Source organism: Streptomyces rubrogriseus, assembly GCF_027947575.1.
Taxonomy (GTDB): Bacteria; Actinomycetota; Actinomycetes; order Streptomycetales; family Streptomycetaceae; genus Streptomyces; species Streptomyces rubrogriseus.
Genome location: NZ_CP116256.1, coordinates 1,539,395 through 1,557,346 on the forward strand (window position 1 = coordinate 1,539,395; position 17,952 = coordinate 1,557,346).

Consider the following 17,952-nt stretch of genomic DNA (forward strand, 5'->3'; position numbering starts at 1 on the left):
CCTTTCGTCGGATTGGGGGCGGGCTCAGCGTGCGGCGAGGGCAGGCGGGCGCAGCGGGGAGAGGCGTTCCTCACCGATGCGGGCGCGCGTGGCCGGGTCGGTGACGCCGAGTCCGGGTTCGGGTGCGAGGCACAGGACGCCGATCTTTCCCGTGTGGAGGTTCTGCTGGACGCGCCGGGACGCCTCGCCGATCCGGTCCAGCGGATGCACCTCGGACAGCGCCGGCATCAGCCGGCCCGTCTGGACCAGCCGGTTGCACTCCGAGTGCTCCTGGAGGTTCGCGGCGTGGCAGCCGATGATCCGCTTGAGGTTCATCCAGAGGTAGCGGTTGTCGTAGTGGTGCCGGTAGCCGGTGCTGGAGCCGCAGGTGACCACGGTTCCGCCGCGCCGGACCAGGAACACCGAGGTCGCGAAGGTGGCCCTGCCGTTGTTGTCGAAGGCGATGTGCGGGTCCTCGCCGACCTCGCGGCGGATGATCCGGCCCAGCCGCTTGCCCATCTCGATGGACTCCGCGGGCGAGGGGTCGGAGTTGCCGCCCACCCCGATCTCGGAGCGGTTGATGACGACGTCGCAGCCGAGCCGGCGCAGCAGGTCGGCCTTGGCCTCGGAGCTGACCACGCCGACGGGGATGCCGCCGCCGTTCTTGACCAGTTGCACGGCGAAGCCGCCGAGGCCGCCGGTGGCACCCCAGATCAGCACGATGTCGCCCTGCTTCATCCGGGCCCCGTGCTCACCCACCAGCATCCGGTACGAGGTGCCCGCACACTGGGTGGTGGACGCGGCCTCCTCCCAGGTCAGGTGGGCCGCCTTGGGCAGGAGCTGACTGGCCCGGGCGACCGCGTAGTGGGCCAGGCCGCCGAAGTTGGTCTCGTAGCCCCAGGCGCGCTGATCGGCGCCGAGCATCCCGTCGGAGTGCGTGGCGGGCTCCTGGTCGTCGACCTCGACGGCGCTGAGCACCACGTGGTCGCCGACGCGCCAGCGCCGTACTCCGCTGCCGGTGCGGACGATGACTCCGGCGGCGTCGGAGCCCAGGACGTGGTACGGCTGGTCGTGCCGGGCGGCCCAGCCCCCCTGTCGGCCGTAACGGCGCAGGAAGTCGAAGGTGGGCAGCGGCTCGAACGTCGCCGACCACACGGCGTTGTAGTTGACGGAGCTGGCCATCACGGCCACCAGGACCTCGTCCGGGGCGAGTTCGGGCATCGGCACGTCGCCGACACGCAGGGTGCGCCGGACGTCCTTGTCCTCGACGCCGTCGAACACGCCGACGTCCTCGACCCGCAGGTGCGCGGCCGTGTAGCGGTCCGGCACCGGCTCGCGTTCCAGCACGTCGGCGTCCGCACCCGCGAGCACGGCCTGGGCCAGAGAATCCATGATGTGTCCTTAAGCGTGGGAGGCGGTCGGCAAGGCCCCGGTCCCGGCCGCGGACGCGGGCGCGGGCGCGTCCGGGGCCGGAGTGGGTGCCCGGGATCAGGCGTCGAGGCGACCGCCCAGGCGCACGGGCAGCTCCGCGAGCGTCCTGATGACCAGGGCGCCGTTGAACACGGGGGTGTCCGTGGCGAGTTCGATCTCGTGGCGGGCGAGTGCGGCGAGGGCCACCTGGGTCGCCAGCCGGGCCACCGGCGCCGCCACGCAGAAGTGGATGCCGTGCCCGTAGCCGAGGATCTTCACCGGGACGCGGGACAGGTCCAGGTGGTCGGGGTCCTGGTAGACCGCGGGGTCGTGGCTGGCCGAGCCCATGGACAGGAAGACCTGCTCGCCGGCCGCCACCTGAAGGCCCGCGACCTCGGTGTCCCGCAGCGCGGCGCGGGTGAGCAGGAACAACGGGCCGTCGAAGCGCAGCAGTTCCTCGGTGGCCCCGGCGATCTGCTCGGGGTGCTTGCGGAGCCAGGCGAGCTGGTCGGGATGCTGCAGCAGCGCCAGAGTCGAGTTGGCCATCTGCGCGGCGGTGGCGCCGAAGCCGGCCGCCAGCAGATTGACACAGATCACCGCCAGCTCGTCGTCGGACAGCGCGTCGCCGTCCTGCTTGACCGCGACGAGGTCGCTGATCAGGTCGTCCCCGGGTGCGGCCCGGCGTTGGCGGGCCAGTTCCGCGGTCAGGTGGGCGAACCACAGCCGGCCCTCGTCGCGCTTCTTCGCCTGCTCCGGGGTGAGCAGCATCTCCGGGTCGAGCCCGCGGGCGCTGTCCGCCGAGTAGTCGAAGGCCTGGGCGTGGTACTCCTCCGGTATGCCCATCATCTCGGTGAGCACCAGACCGCCCAGCGGGCGGAACACCGTGGCGACCAGGTCCACCACCCCGTCGTTCGCCTCGGCCGCGGTCCTGGCCTCCGCCAGCAGTCGGTCGGTGATCTGCTCGATCCGGGTCTTGAGACGGGCGACCATGCGCGGGGTGAAGACCTTGGACACCAGGCCGCGCAGCCGGGTGTGGTCCGGCGGGTCCTGCATGGCCAGGAACCGGGTGGGCGGCCCGCCGTCGATGGACAGTTCCTGACTGCGCACGGCCTCGCTGTCGCCCCAGCCGAAGCCCGGGTCGGACAGCACCGAGGTGACGTGCTTGTGGTCGAGCAGGGTGATGACTCCGGCCGGGGTGCGTACCGCACTGCCGAACTCCTCACGCAGCCCCCGGAAGACGGGGTAGGGGTCGGCGTGGAAGCCGGGGTCGAACGGGTTGAAGGGCAGCAGTTGGCTGACGAAGGCGGGGTCAAAAGCGGGTGTCTCAGTCATGTCTCTCCAGTGGTGACCTGACGCGGGGGGTGGATCAGTGCACGGGGGCCTGGGCAGGCACCAGCTCGACCGGCAGGTCCACGACGATCGTGTGCTTGTTGCTGGGCTGGTACACGCAGTCGCCGAGGACGCGGATCTCGGCGACCCGGTCGAGCAGGGTCTCCAGCAGCAACCGGACCTGGAGCCTGGCGACCTCGCTGCCGAGGCAGTAGTGGTTGCCATGGCCGAAGGTCATGTGCGGGTTGAGGGTCCGGCGGATGTCGAAGCGGTCCGCGTGCGGGAACGCCCGCTCGTCACGGTTGGCGGACGGCCACCACAGGGTGACCTTCTCCCCGGCCCGGATGAGGGTGTCACCGACCTGGACGTCGCGCGTGGCGGTGCGCCGGTTGTAGGGGTTGGGCGGGGCCCACCGCAGCATCTCCTCCACGGCGCCGTCCAGCAGTGAACGGTCGGCACGCAGGGCCTGCCACTGCTCGGGGTGCCGGGCGAGCCCCAGCAGTCCGCCGGCGATGGTGTTGCGGGGCTGCTCGGCGCCCGTGAGGAGCAGGAGCAGGAGGTTGGCCTCGCGTTCGTGATCGGTCAGTGCCGGTTCGCCGCAGTCCGCGGGGAAGACGCCGTTGGCCATCGCCGAACCGAGGTCGGCGGCCGGGTGGCGCTGCTTGAGCCGCAGCAGTTCCCCGGCGTACTGCTGGGTGGCCAGCATGGTCTCCCGGGACCGTTCGCTGGGCAGGCCGGAACGCCGCTCGATGAAACCGGTGCAGTCGTGCGCCCAGGAGGCGATCCGCGCCCGGTCCTCGGGCGGAACGCCCAGCAGGACCGCCAGGTTGCCGAAGGCGTACGGCTCGCACACGTCCGTCGCCAGGTCGATCGCGCCGCGGCCGGTCGAGTCGGCCACCAGCGACTCCGCGAACGCCCGCATGTCCTTCTCCAGCGCGGCGAGCGCCGACCCCGTCGCCGACGGGGTGAGCAGGTGCTTGATCAGGCGGTGGCGCGGATTGTCGAGCATCGGCATGATCACCCCGGCGAGCACGCCGAAGGGCATGTCGTCCAGGTGGGAGCCGCCGGCGGGGCGTCCGCCCCCGCCCTGCGCGGAGAATACGTCGGGCCGGTTGGCCGCCTGCGCGATGTCGGCATGGCGGCTGAGCACCCAGAACGGCTCGCCGTCGGTGGACTGGCCGGCCGGGTGGCGCAGCACGGGTGCCTCGTCGCGGAGCCGGGCGAAGACCTGGTAGGGAAATCCCTCCGGGGCTGCGGCGAACTGATGATGGTCCGTCAGGTCGAAACCCTGGAGGACGGGTGGAAGGTCCTGGACAGTGCTGTCCGTCATCGAGAGGTGATCCCCCTTCGCCGCCGCGGCGGCGGTTCGGTGTCAGTGGTGGGCGGCCGGTGACCGGCTGACCGCGGCGTAGTCGGGTTCACCGGTCGCGGTGAGCCGGCGCCACAGGCCGGCGAGCCGGTGCCGCACGGCCGTGCAGTGGACGTCGGTCAGGCCCTGCGCGCCGTCATCGGTGTCCGAGGCGACCCGGGCGAGGACCGCGCACATGGAGAACAGTTCGGCCGAGATCCGTCCGAGCAGGCGCAGGGTCTCCTGGCGGCCGAACAGGGCGTCCGGCCGCGGGTGCTCGGCGATCAGCCGCCGGCAGACGCGTTCGAAGCGGCGCAGCCCCTGTTCCGCGGCCCGCAGATGGGCCTCGTTGGCGGGGCCGAGCCCAGTGGGGCGGGCAGGTTCGGGAACGTCGTCGGCAGCCCCGGCCCCTCCGGCCGCGTAGCGGCCGGCGAGCAGCAGCCGGGCGGACTGGATGTCGAGCAGGAAGTCGATGTTGCCGGAGACGCGCAGCCCGCGGGCGTCGCGGAAGAGCCGTTCGAGCGGCAGCGGTTCGGCGCCGCGGCGCTGCTTGCTGCGCGCGGTCTCGAAACCCTCGCCGCCGAGCAGGCTCATCGTCCGGTCGACGATCCGCCAGGCGGTGACCGTGCACAGGTTCTTGGTGACCGACCGTTCGAACCAGCGATCCGTGAGCCCGCTGTCCAGCAGGCTCCACCGTACTACCGTGTCCATGGCGAAGACCTCGGCGGCGGTCGTGGCCAGGATCCGCTGGATCTGGTCGTACTCGCCCAGGGGGCGGCCGTTGATGGCGCGCCGGGCGACGAACGCCGACGACCACTCCTGGCACTGCCGGGCGATGGCCAGTGCCGGTGCGGCGTTGAAGAAGAGCGCGCTGAGCAGGGCGATGGCACCGACCGGGGCCGGGAACCTGGGCGCGTCCGGTTCCCCAAGCAACGCGTCCTCGCGCGGAACCCGGACACCGTCGAGCGTGAGGGCCGCGTTGTGCAGACCGCGGCTTCCCATGAACTCGAGCCGGGACCGGACGCGGAAGCCCGGGTCGGTGGTGTCGACGAAGAACACACCCACCCGGCGGTGGCCGTCCTCCGGCACCGTGGCCAGGACGGCGAGCAGGTCCGCGATGTCGCCGTTGCCGGTGAAGACCTTCTCGCCGCTGAGCCGGTAGGCGGAGCCGTCCGCCGCGGGCACGGCCGTCGTGCCCGGCCAGGCGTTGTTCGCCCCCTCGGGTTCGGTACCCGCGAAGGCGGAGACCGTCCCCGCGGCGATGCGCCGTTCCACCTTGGCGCGCAGCGGGCCGTCGGGCAGCGCCGCCAGCAGGGCGGCCGCCCCCACGGCGTTCTGGATGGCCAGCGTCTGGCCCACCGGCTGCGACACGGCGCACACCCGCTCGACGAGGCGGAAGGCGTCGTAGTCCGACAGCTCGTGCCCGCCGAGCGCGGACGCGTTGCGCAGCCGGAACCAGCCGTCGTCCCGCAGCCTGTCGATCAGGCCGTCGGGAAGCTGCCCCGTCGCATCCGTCCGCTCCGGGTCGACCTCCGCGGCGACCGACTCGGTGATCTCCTTGATCAGTGCGTCCGCGACCGTCCCCGACGCGGCGTCGGGGACGGGAAAGGGAAGCAGTGTGTTCCAGTCGAGACGGCCTGATTCCAATGACGCGAGAAAACTCTCGGCAACAGGCTCGTCGGCGGATGCGCTAGGCCTGACAGGCATGGATAGGTGTTCCTTTCGTGGCCGCACCCTTTGTGGTCCGTCCACGGAAAGCTAGGTTTCGGCCTCCCCCTACCGCCAACCCCAGTCCTACCCGGACCGTCATTGCCGCCAGCCCCTAACCGCCTCCCCTAATGTCCGGGCTCACCTGGGCAACAAAAAGAACCGGGTCCCGTGGACCCGGTTCTCGATGGTGCGGCGCGCGGGGTGCCCGGCGGGCGGCCGGCCGTCAGGAGGCCAGCTTTTCCTTCTCCTTGCCGGTGTCGAAGACCTCGCGCGCGGTGATCACCTCGTCGCGGTGCCTCAGGGCCCAGCGGGCGAGCTGGGACAGCGGGCCTTCCAGCTCCATCGTCATCTCGGAGGCCGTGTACTCGACCTTCGGAGGTACCGTCGGGTAGACGGTCCGGATGATGAGGCCGTCGCGCTCCAGGTTGCGCAGCGTCAGGGTGAGCATGCGGCGACTGATCCCCTCGATGCTGCGCTCCAGCTCCGTGAATCTGACGGGCCCCTGAGTGACAGCGAGAATGATCTGCACGCTCCACTTGCTGCCGACGCGGTCGATGATCTCGCGTACCGGACACGCCTCCGCGTGCTTGGCCAGGCGCTCGGACACATCGGTGTTCCCCTGGGACATGAAAGTGCCTCCTTCCACTGCGCTCCATCCTCACAGAGCATGGTCTCTGTAACAAGACGTGCCCTAGCGGCATTTCTTGTGCCGCTCAAGATGCGGCCACGCCGACCCGTGCCGTGATCAGGCCCGCCGAAGCTCTTCGGCATTCCCCGCGAAGGAAGCTCATCCCATGGTCGATGCTGCCACTCGTCCCTCGTCGAGTCCCGGGGCGAGACTCGCTCTGCTGGCGTTCGCCCAGTTCATCATCACGCTGGACTTCAACATCGTGTACGTGGCGCTGCCGGACATCGGCAGCGCGCTGGGATTCACCGTCCAGTCCCTGCAATGGGTGGTGAGTGCCTACATCGTCGCGCTCGGTGGCCTGCTGCTCTTCGGCGGCCGAGCCGCGGACCGGCTCGGCCCGCGCCGGATGTTCATCGTCGGACTTCTCATCTACGCCGTGTCGTCGATGGTCGGCGGCCTGGCCGAGGACTCCGGTGTGCTGCTGACCGCGCGCGCCGTGCAGGGCATCGGTGGCGCCCTGCTGTTCCCCTCCACCCTGCGGCTGGTCTTCACCAGCTTCGACGAGGGGCCCGCCCGCAACAAGGCGCTCGTGGTCTACGGCGCCGTGGGCGGCGCCGGCCTGTCCGCCGGCGCGCTGCTGGGCGGTGTGCTCACCAACTACGCCGGCTGGGAGTGGATCTTCTTCGTCAACGTGCCGCTGGCCGTCGGCGCGGCGCTCCTCACCCCCCGCATCCTGCCCGCCGACACGTTCCTGCCGGGTGCCGGAAAGGGCTTCGACCTGCTCGGCGCCCTGGTCGCCACGCTCGGCTCGACCCTGGTGGTCTTCGGCCTGGCCAGCGGTCCCGACGAGGGCTGGGGCTCCGCACGCGGAGCCGGCGCCATCGCCGTCGGCGCGGTGCTCCTGGCGCTGTTCCTGTTCGTCGAGTCGCGCGCCGGCAGTCCGCTGATGCCGCTGCGGCTGCTGCGCCACCGCAGCCTGGCCATCACCATGCTGGTCGCCTTCATCTACCAGGGCGGCCTCGGCGCCGCGTACTACCTGTTCACCACCTATCTGCAGGAAGTGCTGGGCTACAGCCCGCTCGCGGCCGGTCTCGGCTTCCTGCCGCCGACCATCGCGTCGATGCTCTTCGCCGCCCGGTTCAGCACCAAGCTGCTGACCAAGCTCGGACTGCGCGGCGCCCTGTTCCTCGGCACGCTCACCACCGGCGTCGGCATGGCCGGGATGGCCCTGGCCTTCACCAGCGAGGGCACCGGCTCGTACTGGGTGCTGCTGCCCGGCCTGGTCGTCTGGGCCGTGGGCGGTGCGCTCGCCATGCCGGCGATCTTCGCCGGTGCCGGTGCCGGAGTGGCCCCGCTGGAGCAGGGCGTGTCCTCGGCGATGGCCACCACCGCCCGGCAGATCGGTGGCGCGGTCGGTCTCGCGGCACTGGTGGCCGTGGCCAACACCACGGTGGACGTGGACACCACGGGCGTGCCGCCGCTCGGCGACCTCACCGACGGCCTGCGGCTCGCCGGTGTCGTGGGCGCGATCGTGACCGTGGCGGGCTCCTTCCTCGCCCTGCTGCACGACAAGCCGAAGCCGGTCGAGCAGCCGGCCCCGGCGCCGGCGGCGGACGAAACCGCGGTTTCCTGACATGGCGTCGGCGCCCTCGGAGGTCCCCGAGGCCCACGGACACCCCAGGACCTCCGGGGGCCCCGGGTCCCCCGAGCCGCCCGCGTCCACGACGAGCGTCGTGTCCGCCGTCATCACCGAACTGGCGGACGTGCTGACGGTGACGGCCGAGGCGGTGCGTCCCGAGCAGTTGGAAGCCCGCACCCCGTGCACCGACTTCACGGTCGGGCGCCTGCTCGATCACCTGGCGTCCTTCCTCGCCAGGTCGCAGGGGGCGGCGCGCAAGATCCCGCAGCCCTGGCCGGCCGGGGGATCCGATCCGGCCTCGGTGGCGGCGGCTGCCCGCACGGTGGGCGCCGTGTGGCAGACGCCCGGCGCCCTGGTCGGGACCACCGACCTGGGCTTCGGTCCGGTGCCGGCCGACCTGGCGGTGTTGATCACCGTGCAGGAGCTGGGTCTGCACGGCTGGGACCTGGCGGTGGCGACCGGCAGTCCGTACCGGCTCAGCAAGCCGGCCGGGCAGGCGGTGCTGGAGGCCGTGGAGGGCTTCGCCGCCGGGGCCCGGGCGAGTGGCAGCTACGGGCCGCCACTGCACCTGTCGCCCAACGCCCCCGCGCTGCAGCGGGCACTCGGGACGAGCGGCCGCAGCCCCTCGTGGGCCCGGTGACGTCCCTCTGAACGCGCTTCGCCCTGCAATCCCCCGGCAGGGCGAAGCGTCTTTTCCCCGGGGCCTCGGTGATAGGGGGGTCCGCGAACTGGGCGCGGAACTTCTGGGGTTGGTTGTAGGGGTGGGGCCGCCGATAGCTTCCGAAGCGGTCCAAGGCTGTCGCAGATTCCATGGAAAGGGCGGGAAAATGCAGTGGAACGACTTGTACGTGGGCGGTGTCGCGGCTCGTCTGGGGCGTCGTGAGGACGTCCGTGAGGCGGTGGCCGACGGTCGCTACGACGCGGAGGAACACGAGGAGAACGACTACCTCTTCGTACGGGTGGAGGACGAGCTGACCCCGGCCGACATGGCGGTCGAGGCGGCCCGCGAGGCGCTGGGCCGGGGTGCGGTCGGCGAGGGCGGAGTCGGTCTCTACCTGCACGCCGCTTCCACCTTCCAGGGACTCGACCACTGGACGCCGGGTTCCTACATCCAGCAGCACACGGCGGGCGGTACCGCGCCTGCGCTGGAGGTCAGGCAGGCGTGCAACGGCGCGATCATGGCCCTGGAGATGGCCGCCGCGTACCTGACCGCCGTCCCCGGCCGCGGTGCCGCGCTCATCACCACGGGCGACCGCTACAACGCCCCTTCGTACGACCGTTACCGCACCGACAAGAACATCCTGCTGGCGGACGGCGCGACCGCGCTGGTGCTGTCCCGGGAGCCGGGCGTGCTGCGGCTGCTGTCCACGGCGACGGTGGGCGACACCTCGCACGAGGCCCTCGGACGGGGTACCGGCGGGTGGCAGGGCGCCTCCGGCGACGCCGGCTGGCCGATCTCGCTGCGCGACCGCAAGAAGGAGTACCTGATCGGCGGCGGCGACATTCAGGACATCATCCGCACCATGACGGTCCGTCAGCAGGAGGCGATGCAGACCGCGCTGGACGACGCCGGGGTGAAGGTCGCCGACGTCGCCCGGTTCGTCTTCCCGAACATCGGGCGGTCGGCGCAGGACTGGGAGCTGCGCAAGGCTGCCGGCATCTCGGAGGAGCAGACCACCTGGGCGTGGGGCCGGGAAGTGGGCCACATCGCCGCCGGAGACCAGTTCGCCGGGCTCGCCCACCTGCTGGAGAGCGGCGCGCTGCGCACCGGAGACCGGGTGGCCGTCGCGGGCGTGGGCAGCGGCTACAACTTCGGCTGGGCGGTCCTCGAGGTCGCCGGTGAGCCGGACTGGTCGACCACCGCCGTCTGACCCGGCTGACCGACCGCCGTACACAGGGGACGCACGAAGGGAGACAGCGGTGGACATCGGCGACGGGGTGGCACTGGTCACCGGGGGCGCCTCCGGGCTGGGGCTGGCAACGGCCGGACACCTCGTCGCGGCCGGCGCCGCCGTGGTGATCGCGGACCTGCCGACCTCGGCGGGCCGGGAACAGGCGGAACGCCTCGGCCCACGGGCGGCGTTCGCCCCCACGGACGTGACCGACGAGAAGGAGGTGGCGGCCGCGCTGGACCTGGCCGAGTCGCTGGGCCCGGTCCGGTACGTGGTCAACTGCGCCGGCGTCGTCAACTCGATCCGGACCGTGGGCCGTCAAGGCCCCTTCCCGCTGGCCGAGTTCGAGCGGGTGGTGCGGGTCAACCTGGTGGGCACGTACAACGTGGTCCGGCTCGCCGCCGAGCGCATCGCCCGCACCGAGCCGGTCGGCGGCGAGCGCGGAGTCGTCGTCAACACCGCCTCCGTCGCCGCCTTCGACGGGCAGATCGGTCAGGCTGCCTACGCCGCCTCCAAGGGCGGTGTGGCGAGCCTGACCCTGCCCCTGGCCCGGGACCTGTCGGGGCTGCTGATCCGGGTGGTGGCCGTCGCCCCGGGACTGTTCGCCACCCCCATGCTGGACGCCCTGCCCGAGGCGGCCGTGAAGTCGCTCGGCGCGCAGACCCCCCATCCGGCCCGGCTCGGCGAACCGGCCGAGTACGCCGCGCTGGTCGCGCACATCATTGCCAACCCGATGCTGAACGGTGAGGTGATACGCCTCGACGGGAGCATCCGGATGACGCCCCGGTGAGGGGCGCGCGGCCCGTCCAGGGGCCGGGAAGGAAGAGTACGGATGCGCATCGGTATGCAGTTGGACCACCGAGGGGGCTTCCTGGAGGCCGCGGCCGAGCTGCGTGACCTCGAACGGGCCGGGCTCGCCTGCGTCCTGGTCTCCGAGCTGTACAGCTTCGACGCCGTCAGCCAGCTCGGCTACCTCGCCGCCGTCACCGACCGGCTGGAGATCTGCTCGGGCATCCTGCAGATCTACTCCCGGACGCCGACGCTGACCGCGATGACCGCGGCCGGACTCGACCACGTCTCCGGCGGCCGGTTCACCCTCGGCATCGGGGCTTCCGGCCCCCAGGTGGTCGAGGGCTTCCACGGCGTCCCCTACGACGCACCCCTGGGCCGTACCCGGGAGGTGGTCGAGATCTGCCGCAAGGTCTGGCGCCGGGAGACCCTGGTCCACGAGGGAAGGCACTATCACGTCCCGCTCGGACCGGGGGAGGGGACCGGGCTGGGGAAGCCGCTGAAGCTGCTCAACCGGCCGGTGCGCGAGCGCATCCCGGTGGTGATCGCCGCGATGGGACCGAAGAACGTCGCGCTGGCGGCCGAGGTCGCCGAGGCCTGGCAGCCGATCTTCTTCCTGCCCGAGCGCGCCGCCGACGTCTTCGGCCCGGCCCTCGAGAAGGGTCTGGCCGAGCGGGACCCCGCCTGCGGCGACCTGCGGGTGCAGGTCGACGTCCCGGCCTGCATCGGAGCGGACGTGGCCGACGCGCTCGACGCCGCGCGGCTGCGGCTGGCCCACTACGTCGGCGGCATGGGCGCACGGGGTCACAACTTCTACTTCGACCTGGCCTGCCGGTACGGCTACGCCGCCGAGGCGGCCCGGATCCAGGACCTCTACCTGGACGGCCGCCGACGCGACGCCGCCGCCGCCGTGCCGGAGGAACTGGTGCGGGGCGTGTCGCTGATCGGCTCGCCCGCCGAGTGCGCGGAGCGCGTCGCGGCGTTCGCCGCCACCGGGGTCACCACGCTCTCGCTCAGTCCGGTGGGACGTGCCGCCACGAGTCGTGAGGAACGGCTGCGGCTGGTCGAACAGGCCGTCGCGCTGACCGCCTGAAGCGGGATCGGGAGACGTTGATGGACCGGAACCTGTTCACCGAGGACCACGAGATGTACCGCAAGACGGTCCGCGCCTTCCTCACCAGGGAGGTGGCGCCGGACTACGAGCAGTGGGAGGAACGGGGACTCGTCCCCCGCGAGGTGTGGCGGACGGCCGGCCGGCAAGGAGTCATCGGGCTCTGCGTGCCGGAGCGTCTCGGCGGGGGCGGGGAACCCGACTACCGCTACCGCGTCGTCGTCGCGGAGGAGACGGCCGCCGCCGGAGCCGGCTCGCTCAGCGCGGGCATGGGCGTACAGGACGACATCGTCATCCCCTACCTGCTGGAACTGGGCACCCCCGACCAGCGCGAACGATGGCTGCCGGGCCTGGCGTCCGGCGAGCTGATCGGCGCCATCGCCATGACCGAGCCGGAGGCCGGCAGCGACCTGCGCGGCATCCGCACCCGTGCGGTGCGGGACGGGGGAGCGTGGGTGCTGAGCGGTCGGAAGACGTTCATCAGCAACGGCATCCACGCCGACACGGTGATCGTGGCGGCCCGTACCGATCCCGGCGGGGGCAGCGGGGGCTTCAGCCTGTTCGTCGTCGAGCGCGACGACCCCGGCTTCCGGCGGGGGCGCAGGCTCGCCAAGATCGGCCTGCGGGCGCAGGACACGGCCGAGCTGTTCTTCGACGACGTCCGGCTGCCCGAGGACCGCCTGCTGGGCACCGCCGGGCGCGGGCTCGCCCAGCTCAAGGAGCGGCTGCCCCTGGAGCGGCTGTCGGTCGCGGTGCAGGCCGTCGCCTCGGCCACCGCCGTCCTCCGGGCCACGACGCGGCACTGCTTCGAGCGGCGTGCCTTCGGACGGCCGATCGGCGACTTCCAGCACACCCGCTTCCTCCTTGCCGAGCTGGCCACGGAACTCGACGTCACCCAGGCCTACCTCGACGCCGCCGTACTCGCCCACAACGCCGGCACCCTGTCGGCGGTGGACGCGGCCAAGGCCAAGTGGTGGACGACGGAACTGCACCAGCGGGTCGCCGACCGCTGTCTGCAACTGCACGGCGGCATGGGCTACATGGCCGAGCACCCGGTGGCCAGGGCCTTCGTCGATGCCCGGGTGCAGACCATCTACGCCGGTACCACCGAGATCATGAAGGAGATCATCGGCCGGGATCTCGCCCCGTGACGGGCGCGGTCCCGGCCGACGGACCGCGGACTCAGCTCGCGTGGGTCTGCAGACCCTGGACCTCGGCCGGTTCGCCGGCCCCCATCTGGTCGATCACGAGCGGCTGGAGCGCCAGGTCGACCCGCCGGGTGACATTGAGCTTGCGGTAGATGCGCGTCAGGTGCTGCTCGACCGTGCTGACCGTGACGTACAGCTTCCTGGAGATCTGGCGATTGCTCATGCCGTGTGCGGCGAGCACGGCGACGCGCTGCTCGGCCCTGCTGAGCAGCCCGGGGGCGGCGGGCTGTCGCTCCGTCAGGACGGGGACCGGCTCGGTGCCCGGGGCCGAGGCCGGTGCGACGGGCGCCCGGCTCGTGCCCAGCCGCCGCACGTTGCCCCTGGCCGCCAGCTTCCCGGCCCGTTCCAGGGCCGCGCCGGCGGCGACGTTCTGGTCCGCCCGCCGCAGTGTGTGGCCGAGGTCGGCCAGGGCGTGCGCCAGGTCCAGGGTCTCCTCGCCCCGCTCCAGGAGCAGCACCGCCTCGTTGAGCCGCGCGATCGCGGCCGCCGGGTCGTCCTCGACCGCCGCCAGCAGCCGCAGCGCTGCGGCGCGTGCCCGGCGGTCGCCGGGTGCGCACTGTTCGAGCTGTGCCCTGGCGTACCGGGTGGCCGCCGGGACGCGGCCGAGCGCCAGGCAGCTCCAGGCCGCGTCGGTCTGCCAGGTGTTGAGTCCGGGCATGCGGACACCCCACTGCCGGGTCAGGTCACCGACGGCCCGGAAGTCGTCGAGAGCCGCCTCGTAGCGCCCCGAGGCGTGGTGGTAGAGGCCGCGGGCGTGCCGGTACATCAGCCCCACAGGCGTCTGGAACATGGCTTCGGGCACCGAGATCTGCAGGCACGCCCCGGCCTCCCGCAGCCGGTCAAGGCTGGTGTACGCCCGGATCAGCACGCTGAGCGGCAATCCGACGGCCACCCCCCAGCCCCGCTCCGACAAGGATGTCAAAGCGATCCGAGCATACTGGGCGGCACTGGCCGGATCCCCCAGCTGGAGTGTCACCGAGGCCTCCATCCCGCGCAGGAACGCCGCCCAACTGGTGGCGCCCTGGGCGTCGGCCTCCTCCCGCAGCTCCTTGGCCCAGCGCCTGGCGGGCGCGAGGCGGCCGTTGACCAGCAGGACCATCAGGGCGAGTACGACCAGCCCGATACTGCTCTCCCGCAGGGGGTGGTCGTGCAGGCACTTCTCGGCGGACACCGCTGCCTGCTCGCTGGGGGGCTCGCGCAGCAACTGGCACATGCGCAGGCAGTCCTCCATCAGCGGGCCGGGAGCCTCGTCCGTCGTCTCGGTGCCCGCCGTCTCGAAGGCGGCGGACTCCGTCGGGTACAGGCCGCTCAGGAAGATGCGCAGGGCCAGCATCGGGTTCGCGAGCGCCTGACGCGAGGGTTTGGTGCGACGGACCGTCGCGTGCCACAGCGCCAGGGCTGCGCCCGGCTCACCGCCCCACAGCAGCAGGCCGACCGGGTTCAGACAGTCCTCGAAGGCCAGGTGGCCGTCCTTCGCGGCCCGGCGCAGCGCGGGCAGCCGCCGCAGGGCGGTCTCCGGGTCGAGGCGCCACTCGACCCGCGCCAGCAGGGAGGTCGTGGTGGTCATCTGGTCCTCTTGGGCGTCCAGTTGGTACGCCCGCCGCAGGAAGGCCAGTGCGTCGGAGACCTTGCCCTCGGACAGCGCCTGCTTGGCCCCTTCGTGCAGCAGGGGCACCGCGGCCGGCTCGTCCGCCTCCACCGCCACCACCTGCTCGGCGATGGTGGCGGCATCCGCCCCGTTGGCGTAGAGCAGGCGCCCGGCCAGCCAGTGCAGTTCGTCGAGCTGATCGCGGGGCACGTCCCCGAGTACGGCAAGCCGCGCCTCCGGATGCCGGAAGCCGCCCTTGGTGACGACACCGGTCTGCTCCAGCGCTCCCCAGGCGCGCTGGGCGGTCTCCGTGCTGATGCCGATGAGCTTGGCGACCATGTGGACGTCCGTGTCCGGACCCAGCACCGCCAGGGCGCGTGCGGCGTCGAGCACCGTCTGCTCGCTGCGGTGCAGGCAGCTCAGCAGGGCGTGACTGTAGGCCATCCCGGCCACGGGTTCCCGGGTCTCCCCGGACCGGTCGCCGTCACCGCCCCGCATGTCGTCCAGCAGGGCCCGCAGCATCAGGGGATTGCCGCCGCTGACCCCGTGCCAGCGCGGCGCCGCCTCGCGTGCCTGGGTGGGTCCGAGGTGTTCACGCAGCAGAGCGGCGACGCCCTTCTGGGTGAGCGGCCCCAGGTTGACCCGGCTGATGAACTCGACCGGGAACTCGGCCTGGAACAGCCGGGCTGCGGTGCTCACACGGGGGGCCTCGGTGAGGATGAGGAAGGCCGGCACCCGTTGCAGGCGTCTGAGTAGGAGGGCGAGGCAGTGCAGGGAGTACATGTCCGCGTAGTGGACGTCGTCGACGGTGATGAGCAGCGGACGCCGATCCTCCTCCAGGGCGTCGAGCAGAGTGGCACAGACACTGTGGAGCAGGTAGATCGCGTCCGGATGCGCGGTGTGGGAATCCGGGGCGGGACAGGCGGCGAGCGCGCGTAACAGCTCGTCCACTCGTTCGGTGACGGTGCCGGGCAGGGCCGCGGCACGCACGAGCTGCCGTAAGGCGGCGGTGGGCATGTGTTGCTCGGCCCTGGAGGCGACGGCTCCCAGATGCACCCTGTCGCCCGCGGTTCGCTCGGCGAAGGCGCGGAGCAGTTCGGTTTTCCCGCTGCCCACGGGACCGTTGACGATGACGACCTGACGCTTTCCGGTCAAGACTCTGGAAAATTTACGACGCAGTTCTGTGAGTTGACGCTCGCGCTCGTACAATGCCATGAACAAAATCCCCCATATGGCGATGTGCGCTGCCAGTCCTGCTGCACCGTTTGCCGGAGAGGGCCACCGGTGCCGCGCAACTCTTGCGGATCCCTGTCTCTGTGTGTGATTCAAGTTGCGACAGTTCGACTCTAGCACAGAAGTACGACAATTGATGATCGATAACTTGCGGTGCGCGTGTTATCGTTTTCTATTCTGTGAAAAATAAGTGGCGCTTCGAATCGTCCCCGGTATCCTGCATATCCGCGGTAATGCGGAATGCATCCTTCCGGAATGCGGGTTCGAAATGCAGAACGCTCGGCCGGGGGTGGCCGAGCGTTCTGTGTCTCCCGTGTGTCCTGCGTGTGCCGGTGCGCGCCTCAGTTGGGGTAGTGCGCGAGCAGGCTGAAGAACGAGGAGTCCGGGGACGCGGCGAGGTGCGGGGTGAGCAGGTCGTTCCACTGCTGGAACAAGGGGGACGCGCGGAACCCGTCCGCCCCCTCGCGGTCCGTCGCCCAGGCCGTGATCAACAGATAGGTTCCCTTTTCGCTGGTTTCGCGAAGGAGGTCCACGAACTGGAAGCCGGGCGCCTTGGCGAGGACTTGCTGGGCTTCGGTAAATACCTTCTCAAAACTCTCCTGCTGGTCCGGCTTGACAGAAAGAAGGGTGTGCTCGATAAGCATCGCCAAGTCCTTTGCGCTAGGTTTGCGAAATGCGTTCCCCGGTGTCCGTGGGGAACGGCTCAATATCTCCCATGATGGCGGAAAGGGGTCTGTTGGCGGAAGAGGGCACATCGATGTAACCCTGTAACGTACGTGTCTCCGGCATCTATCGGCCTGGCTGGCCGGATCTTCTCGCTTGCGGAGTAGTCGCAGAGAATGTGAAGAAAGTCTGAGGGCGTGACGCGCCGGCGTCAGGTCTACTTGTTCGGACATGCCCCGTGCATCGTGATGACAATCACATCGACAATTCTCGCATGGTGGGCACTTCCTCTCCGGAGGTGCCCACCGTGTGAGCGTCGTCACCCGAGTCGCGTGGTCGGCACCGGACTCGTGGGTGAAGCGCGCCTCGCCGCGCGCCCCTCGCGCGCGCATACAGGGATGAATCGCTCTTGTGAACACGAGCCCGGACCTGAACGAGGGCCGCGTTCCGGCCATCGCTGACACGTGTGTCATACTCGGCGCCGCTCGTAGCACTATCGGACCGGGGGGCCGCATGCACGCCGTATCTCTGCAAGCTGCCTTCCTGGATACGGCCGCGGATCAGCTCTGCTTCTCCCTGGACCTGACCGAACTGCCGGCGCTCGCCGAACGTGAGGTGTCCGTGGGAGGGCTCGCCGTAAGACTGAGGCTGCTCGGCGCGTCCCATCAGGTCTTCGCGGGACCGGTGCGGGAGACCGTGGCGTGCCTGCCCGAGGCGGTCAGGGGACTGCCGACGACGCTCACCCGGCGGTCGGCCGGGTGGACGTACGACTTCAGCGCCGTCACGGCATGCCTGGGCCCCGCGGAGTTCAGCGCCCGGGTCGCGGACGCCCTGAGCCGCGCCGACGAGGCGGAGCACAGCCTGAGCGGGGTCTTCCCCGGGTCCCCGGAAGCGGTGACGGCGGTCGTCGTGGAGGCGTGCGGCGAGGGATCCAGTGGCGCAGACCGCCCGGCGCTGGCCTGGCGCACCTGGCACAGCTACCCGCAGGACGGGCACATCGTATCGACGCACAGCCGGCTGGAGGCTCGATGAACAGCGCCCGACTCTTGCGTGGGGCGGTGGCGGCCGTGCTGGTCACGGTCCTGCTCTCCGCCTGCTCCAGCGACGGGGAGGACGGCGTCCCGCGCGGCTGGATCGGCAAGACGTACTCCACCGGCGGGAGCGGGTGGCTCGACAAGGACAGCTCGCCGTCCAAGGTCGCCGACGCGATCGATGACCACCGCGACGCCCTCGACCGGGCGTCCGGCGACGGCAAGGAGTTCCTGCGCTACGGCGACGACATGGTGACCGTCTCGCCGTACCGGAACGGCAGCACGATCGAGATCGAGGACTACCGCAACGGCTACCGCCGGCACCACCAGCACCTCACCTACTGGCCCAACCCGAGCAGCTTCCGCGGCGGCGGCCCCGGCTCCGGCAAGTGAC

Annotated in this window: 15 protein-coding genes; 8 read left to right on the plus strand and 7 right to left on the minus strand. The window is 71.2% G+C overall.

From position 1 onward, the window contains the following. Window positions 1-24: 24 nt before the first annotated feature. From ccrA to Sru02f_RS06650, 5 genes are all read right to left on the minus strand, one after another. Window positions 25-1,371, minus strand: coding sequence for a crotonyl-CoA carboxylase/reductase (gene ccrA / locus Sru02f_RS06630; protein ID WP_109031522.1), 1,347 nt, complete (start codon window positions 1,369-1,371; stop codon window positions 25-27). Window positions 1,372-1,467: 96 nt separating this feature from the next. Further along, window positions 1,468-2,721: a cytochrome P450 gene (locus tag Sru02f_RS06635; protein WP_109031523.1), complete on the minus strand. Its 1,254-nt coding sequence runs from the start codon at window positions 2,719-2,721 to the stop codon at window positions 1,468-1,470. 34 nt (window positions 2,722-2,755) lie between these two features. Next, entirely contained in the window at window positions 2,756-4,048 is a 1,293-nt protein-coding gene (locus Sru02f_RS06640; protein ID WP_109031524.1) for a cytochrome P450, read from the minus strand. Between the two features lie 42 nt (window positions 4,049-4,090). Further along, window positions 4,091-5,713: an acyl-CoA dehydrogenase family protein gene (locus Sru02f_RS06645; protein ID WP_159107535.1), complete on the minus strand. Its 1,623-nt coding sequence runs from the start codon at window positions 5,711-5,713 to the stop codon at window positions 4,091-4,093. Window positions 5,714-5,999: 286 nt separating this feature from the next. After that, a complete protein-coding gene (locus Sru02f_RS06650; protein WP_109031526.1) occupies window positions 6,000-6,404 on the minus strand; it encodes a winged helix-turn-helix transcriptional regulator in 405 nt (134 codons plus the stop codon). 166 nt (window positions 6,405-6,570) lie between these two features. On the opposite strand from Sru02f_RS06650, the gene Sru02f_RS06655 reads away from it, so the two are divergent. The 6 genes from Sru02f_RS06655 to Sru02f_RS06680 all read left to right on the plus strand — a co-directional run bounded on the left by Sru02f_RS06655 (window position 6,571) and on the right by Sru02f_RS06680 (window position 12,986). Next, the gene (locus Sru02f_RS06655; protein WP_109031527.1) at window positions 6,571-8,037 is read left to right on the plus strand and encodes an MFS transporter; all 1,467 of its coding nucleotides are present in this window, start codon (window positions 6,571-6,573) and stop codon (window positions 8,035-8,037) included. A gap of 100 nt (window positions 8,038-8,137) precedes the next feature. Then, window positions 8,138-8,683, plus strand: a complete 546-nt coding sequence (locus tag Sru02f_RS06660) for a TIGR03086 family metal-binding protein (protein ID WP_159107536.1) — start codon at window positions 8,138-8,140, stop codon at window positions 8,681-8,683. 187 nt (window positions 8,684-8,870) lie between these two features. Beyond that, on the plus strand, window positions 8,871-9,914 hold the full coding sequence (locus tag Sru02f_RS06665) for a ketoacyl-ACP synthase III family protein (protein WP_109031529.1): 1,044 nt from the start codon (window positions 8,871-8,873) through the stop codon (window positions 9,912-9,914). Window positions 9,915-9,963: 49 nt separating this feature from the next. Continuing rightward, on the plus strand, window positions 9,964-10,725 hold the full coding sequence (locus Sru02f_RS06670; protein ID WP_109031530.1) for an SDR family NAD(P)-dependent oxidoreductase: 762 nt from the start codon (window positions 9,964-9,966) through the stop codon (window positions 10,723-10,725). Window positions 10,726-10,767: 42 nt separating this feature from the next. Then, complete coding sequence (locus Sru02f_RS06675) at window positions 10,768-11,817, plus strand: LLM class F420-dependent oxidoreductase (RefSeq protein ID WP_109031531.1); 1,050 nt, start codon at window positions 10,768-10,770, stop codon at window positions 11,815-11,817. A 20-nt stretch (window positions 11,818-11,837) separates the two neighbouring features. Next, the gene (locus Sru02f_RS06680; protein WP_109031532.1) at window positions 11,838-12,986 is read left to right on the plus strand and encodes an acyl-CoA dehydrogenase family protein; all 1,149 of its coding nucleotides are present in this window, start codon (window positions 11,838-11,840) and stop codon (window positions 12,984-12,986) included. Between the two features lie 31 nt (window positions 12,987-13,017). Here the strand turns inward: Sru02f_RS06680 and Sru02f_RS06685 are convergent, their stop codons facing one another. Then, on the minus strand, window positions 13,018-15,846 hold the full coding sequence (locus Sru02f_RS06685; protein ID WP_109031533.1) for a helix-turn-helix transcriptional regulator: 2,829 nt from the start codon (window positions 15,844-15,846) through the stop codon (window positions 13,018-13,020). A 359-nt stretch (window positions 15,847-16,205) separates the two neighbouring features. Then, window positions 16,206-16,508 (minus strand): antibiotic biosynthesis monooxygenase family protein, encoded by a 303-nt coding sequence (locus tag Sru02f_RS06690; RefSeq protein WP_159107537.1) that lies wholly within the window; start codon window positions 16,506-16,508, stop codon window positions 16,206-16,208. A gap of 532 nt (window positions 16,509-17,040) precedes the next feature. Between Sru02f_RS06690 and Sru02f_RS06695 the strand changes: the two genes are divergently transcribed. Continuing rightward, window positions 17,041-17,559: a DUF2617 family protein gene (locus Sru02f_RS06695; RefSeq protein ID WP_109031535.1), complete on the plus strand. Its 519-nt coding sequence runs from the start codon at window positions 17,041-17,043 to the stop codon at window positions 17,557-17,559. After that, window positions 17,556-17,951, plus strand: coding sequence for a DUF4247 domain-containing protein (locus Sru02f_RS06700; RefSeq protein ID WP_109031536.1), 396 nt, complete (start codon window positions 17,556-17,558; stop codon window positions 17,949-17,951). The genes Sru02f_RS06695 and Sru02f_RS06700 overlap by 4 nt, the downstream gene beginning before the upstream one ends. Window position 17,952 lies beyond the last annotated feature (1 nt).

Excerpts from the sequence above, each read along its gene's own strand:
- Sru02f_RS06700 (WP_109031536.1), top strand. The coding sequence starts at position 17,556 with ATGAACAGCGCCCGACTCTTGCGTGGGGCGGTGGCGGCCGTGCTGGTC.
- Sru02f_RS06640 (WP_109031524.1), bottom strand. The coding sequence starts at position 4,048 with ATGACGGACAGCACTGTCCAGGACCTTCCACCCGTCCTCCAGGGTTTC.
- ccrA (WP_109031522.1), bottom strand. The coding sequence starts at position 1,371 with ATGGATTCTCTGGCCCAGGCCGTGCTCGCGGGTGCGGACGCCGACGTG.
- Sru02f_RS06690 (WP_159107537.1), bottom strand. The coding sequence starts at position 16,508 with ATGCTTATCGAGCACACCCTTCTTTCTGTCAAGCCGGACCAGCAGGAG.
- Sru02f_RS06695 (WP_109031535.1), top strand. The coding sequence starts at position 17,041 with ATGCACGCCGTATCTCTGCAAGCTGCCTTCCTGGATACGGCCGCGGAT.
- Sru02f_RS06665 (WP_109031529.1), top strand. The coding sequence starts at position 8,871 with ATGCAGTGGAACGACTTGTACGTGGGCGGTGTCGCGGCTCGTCTGGGG.
- Sru02f_RS06680 (WP_109031532.1), top strand. The coding sequence starts at position 11,838 with ATGGACCGGAACCTGTTCACCGAGGACCACGAGATGTACCGCAAGACG.
- Sru02f_RS06675 (WP_109031531.1), top strand. The coding sequence starts at position 10,768 with ATGCGCATCGGTATGCAGTTGGACCACCGAGGGGGCTTCCTGGAGGCC.
- Sru02f_RS06685 (WP_109031533.1), bottom strand. The coding sequence starts at position 15,846 with ATGGCATTGTACGAGCGCGAGCGTCAACTCACAGAACTGCGTCGTAAA.
- Sru02f_RS06655 (WP_109031527.1), top strand. The coding sequence starts at position 6,571 with ATGGTCGATGCTGCCACTCGTCCCTCGTCGAGTCCCGGGGCGAGACTC.
- Sru02f_RS06650 (WP_109031526.1), bottom strand. The coding sequence starts at position 6,404 with ATGTCCCAGGGGAACACCGATGTGTCCGAGCGCCTGGCCAAGCACGCG.
- Sru02f_RS06635 (WP_109031523.1), bottom strand. The coding sequence starts at position 2,721 with ATGACTGAGACACCCGCTTTTGACCCCGCCTTCGTCAGCCAACTGCTG.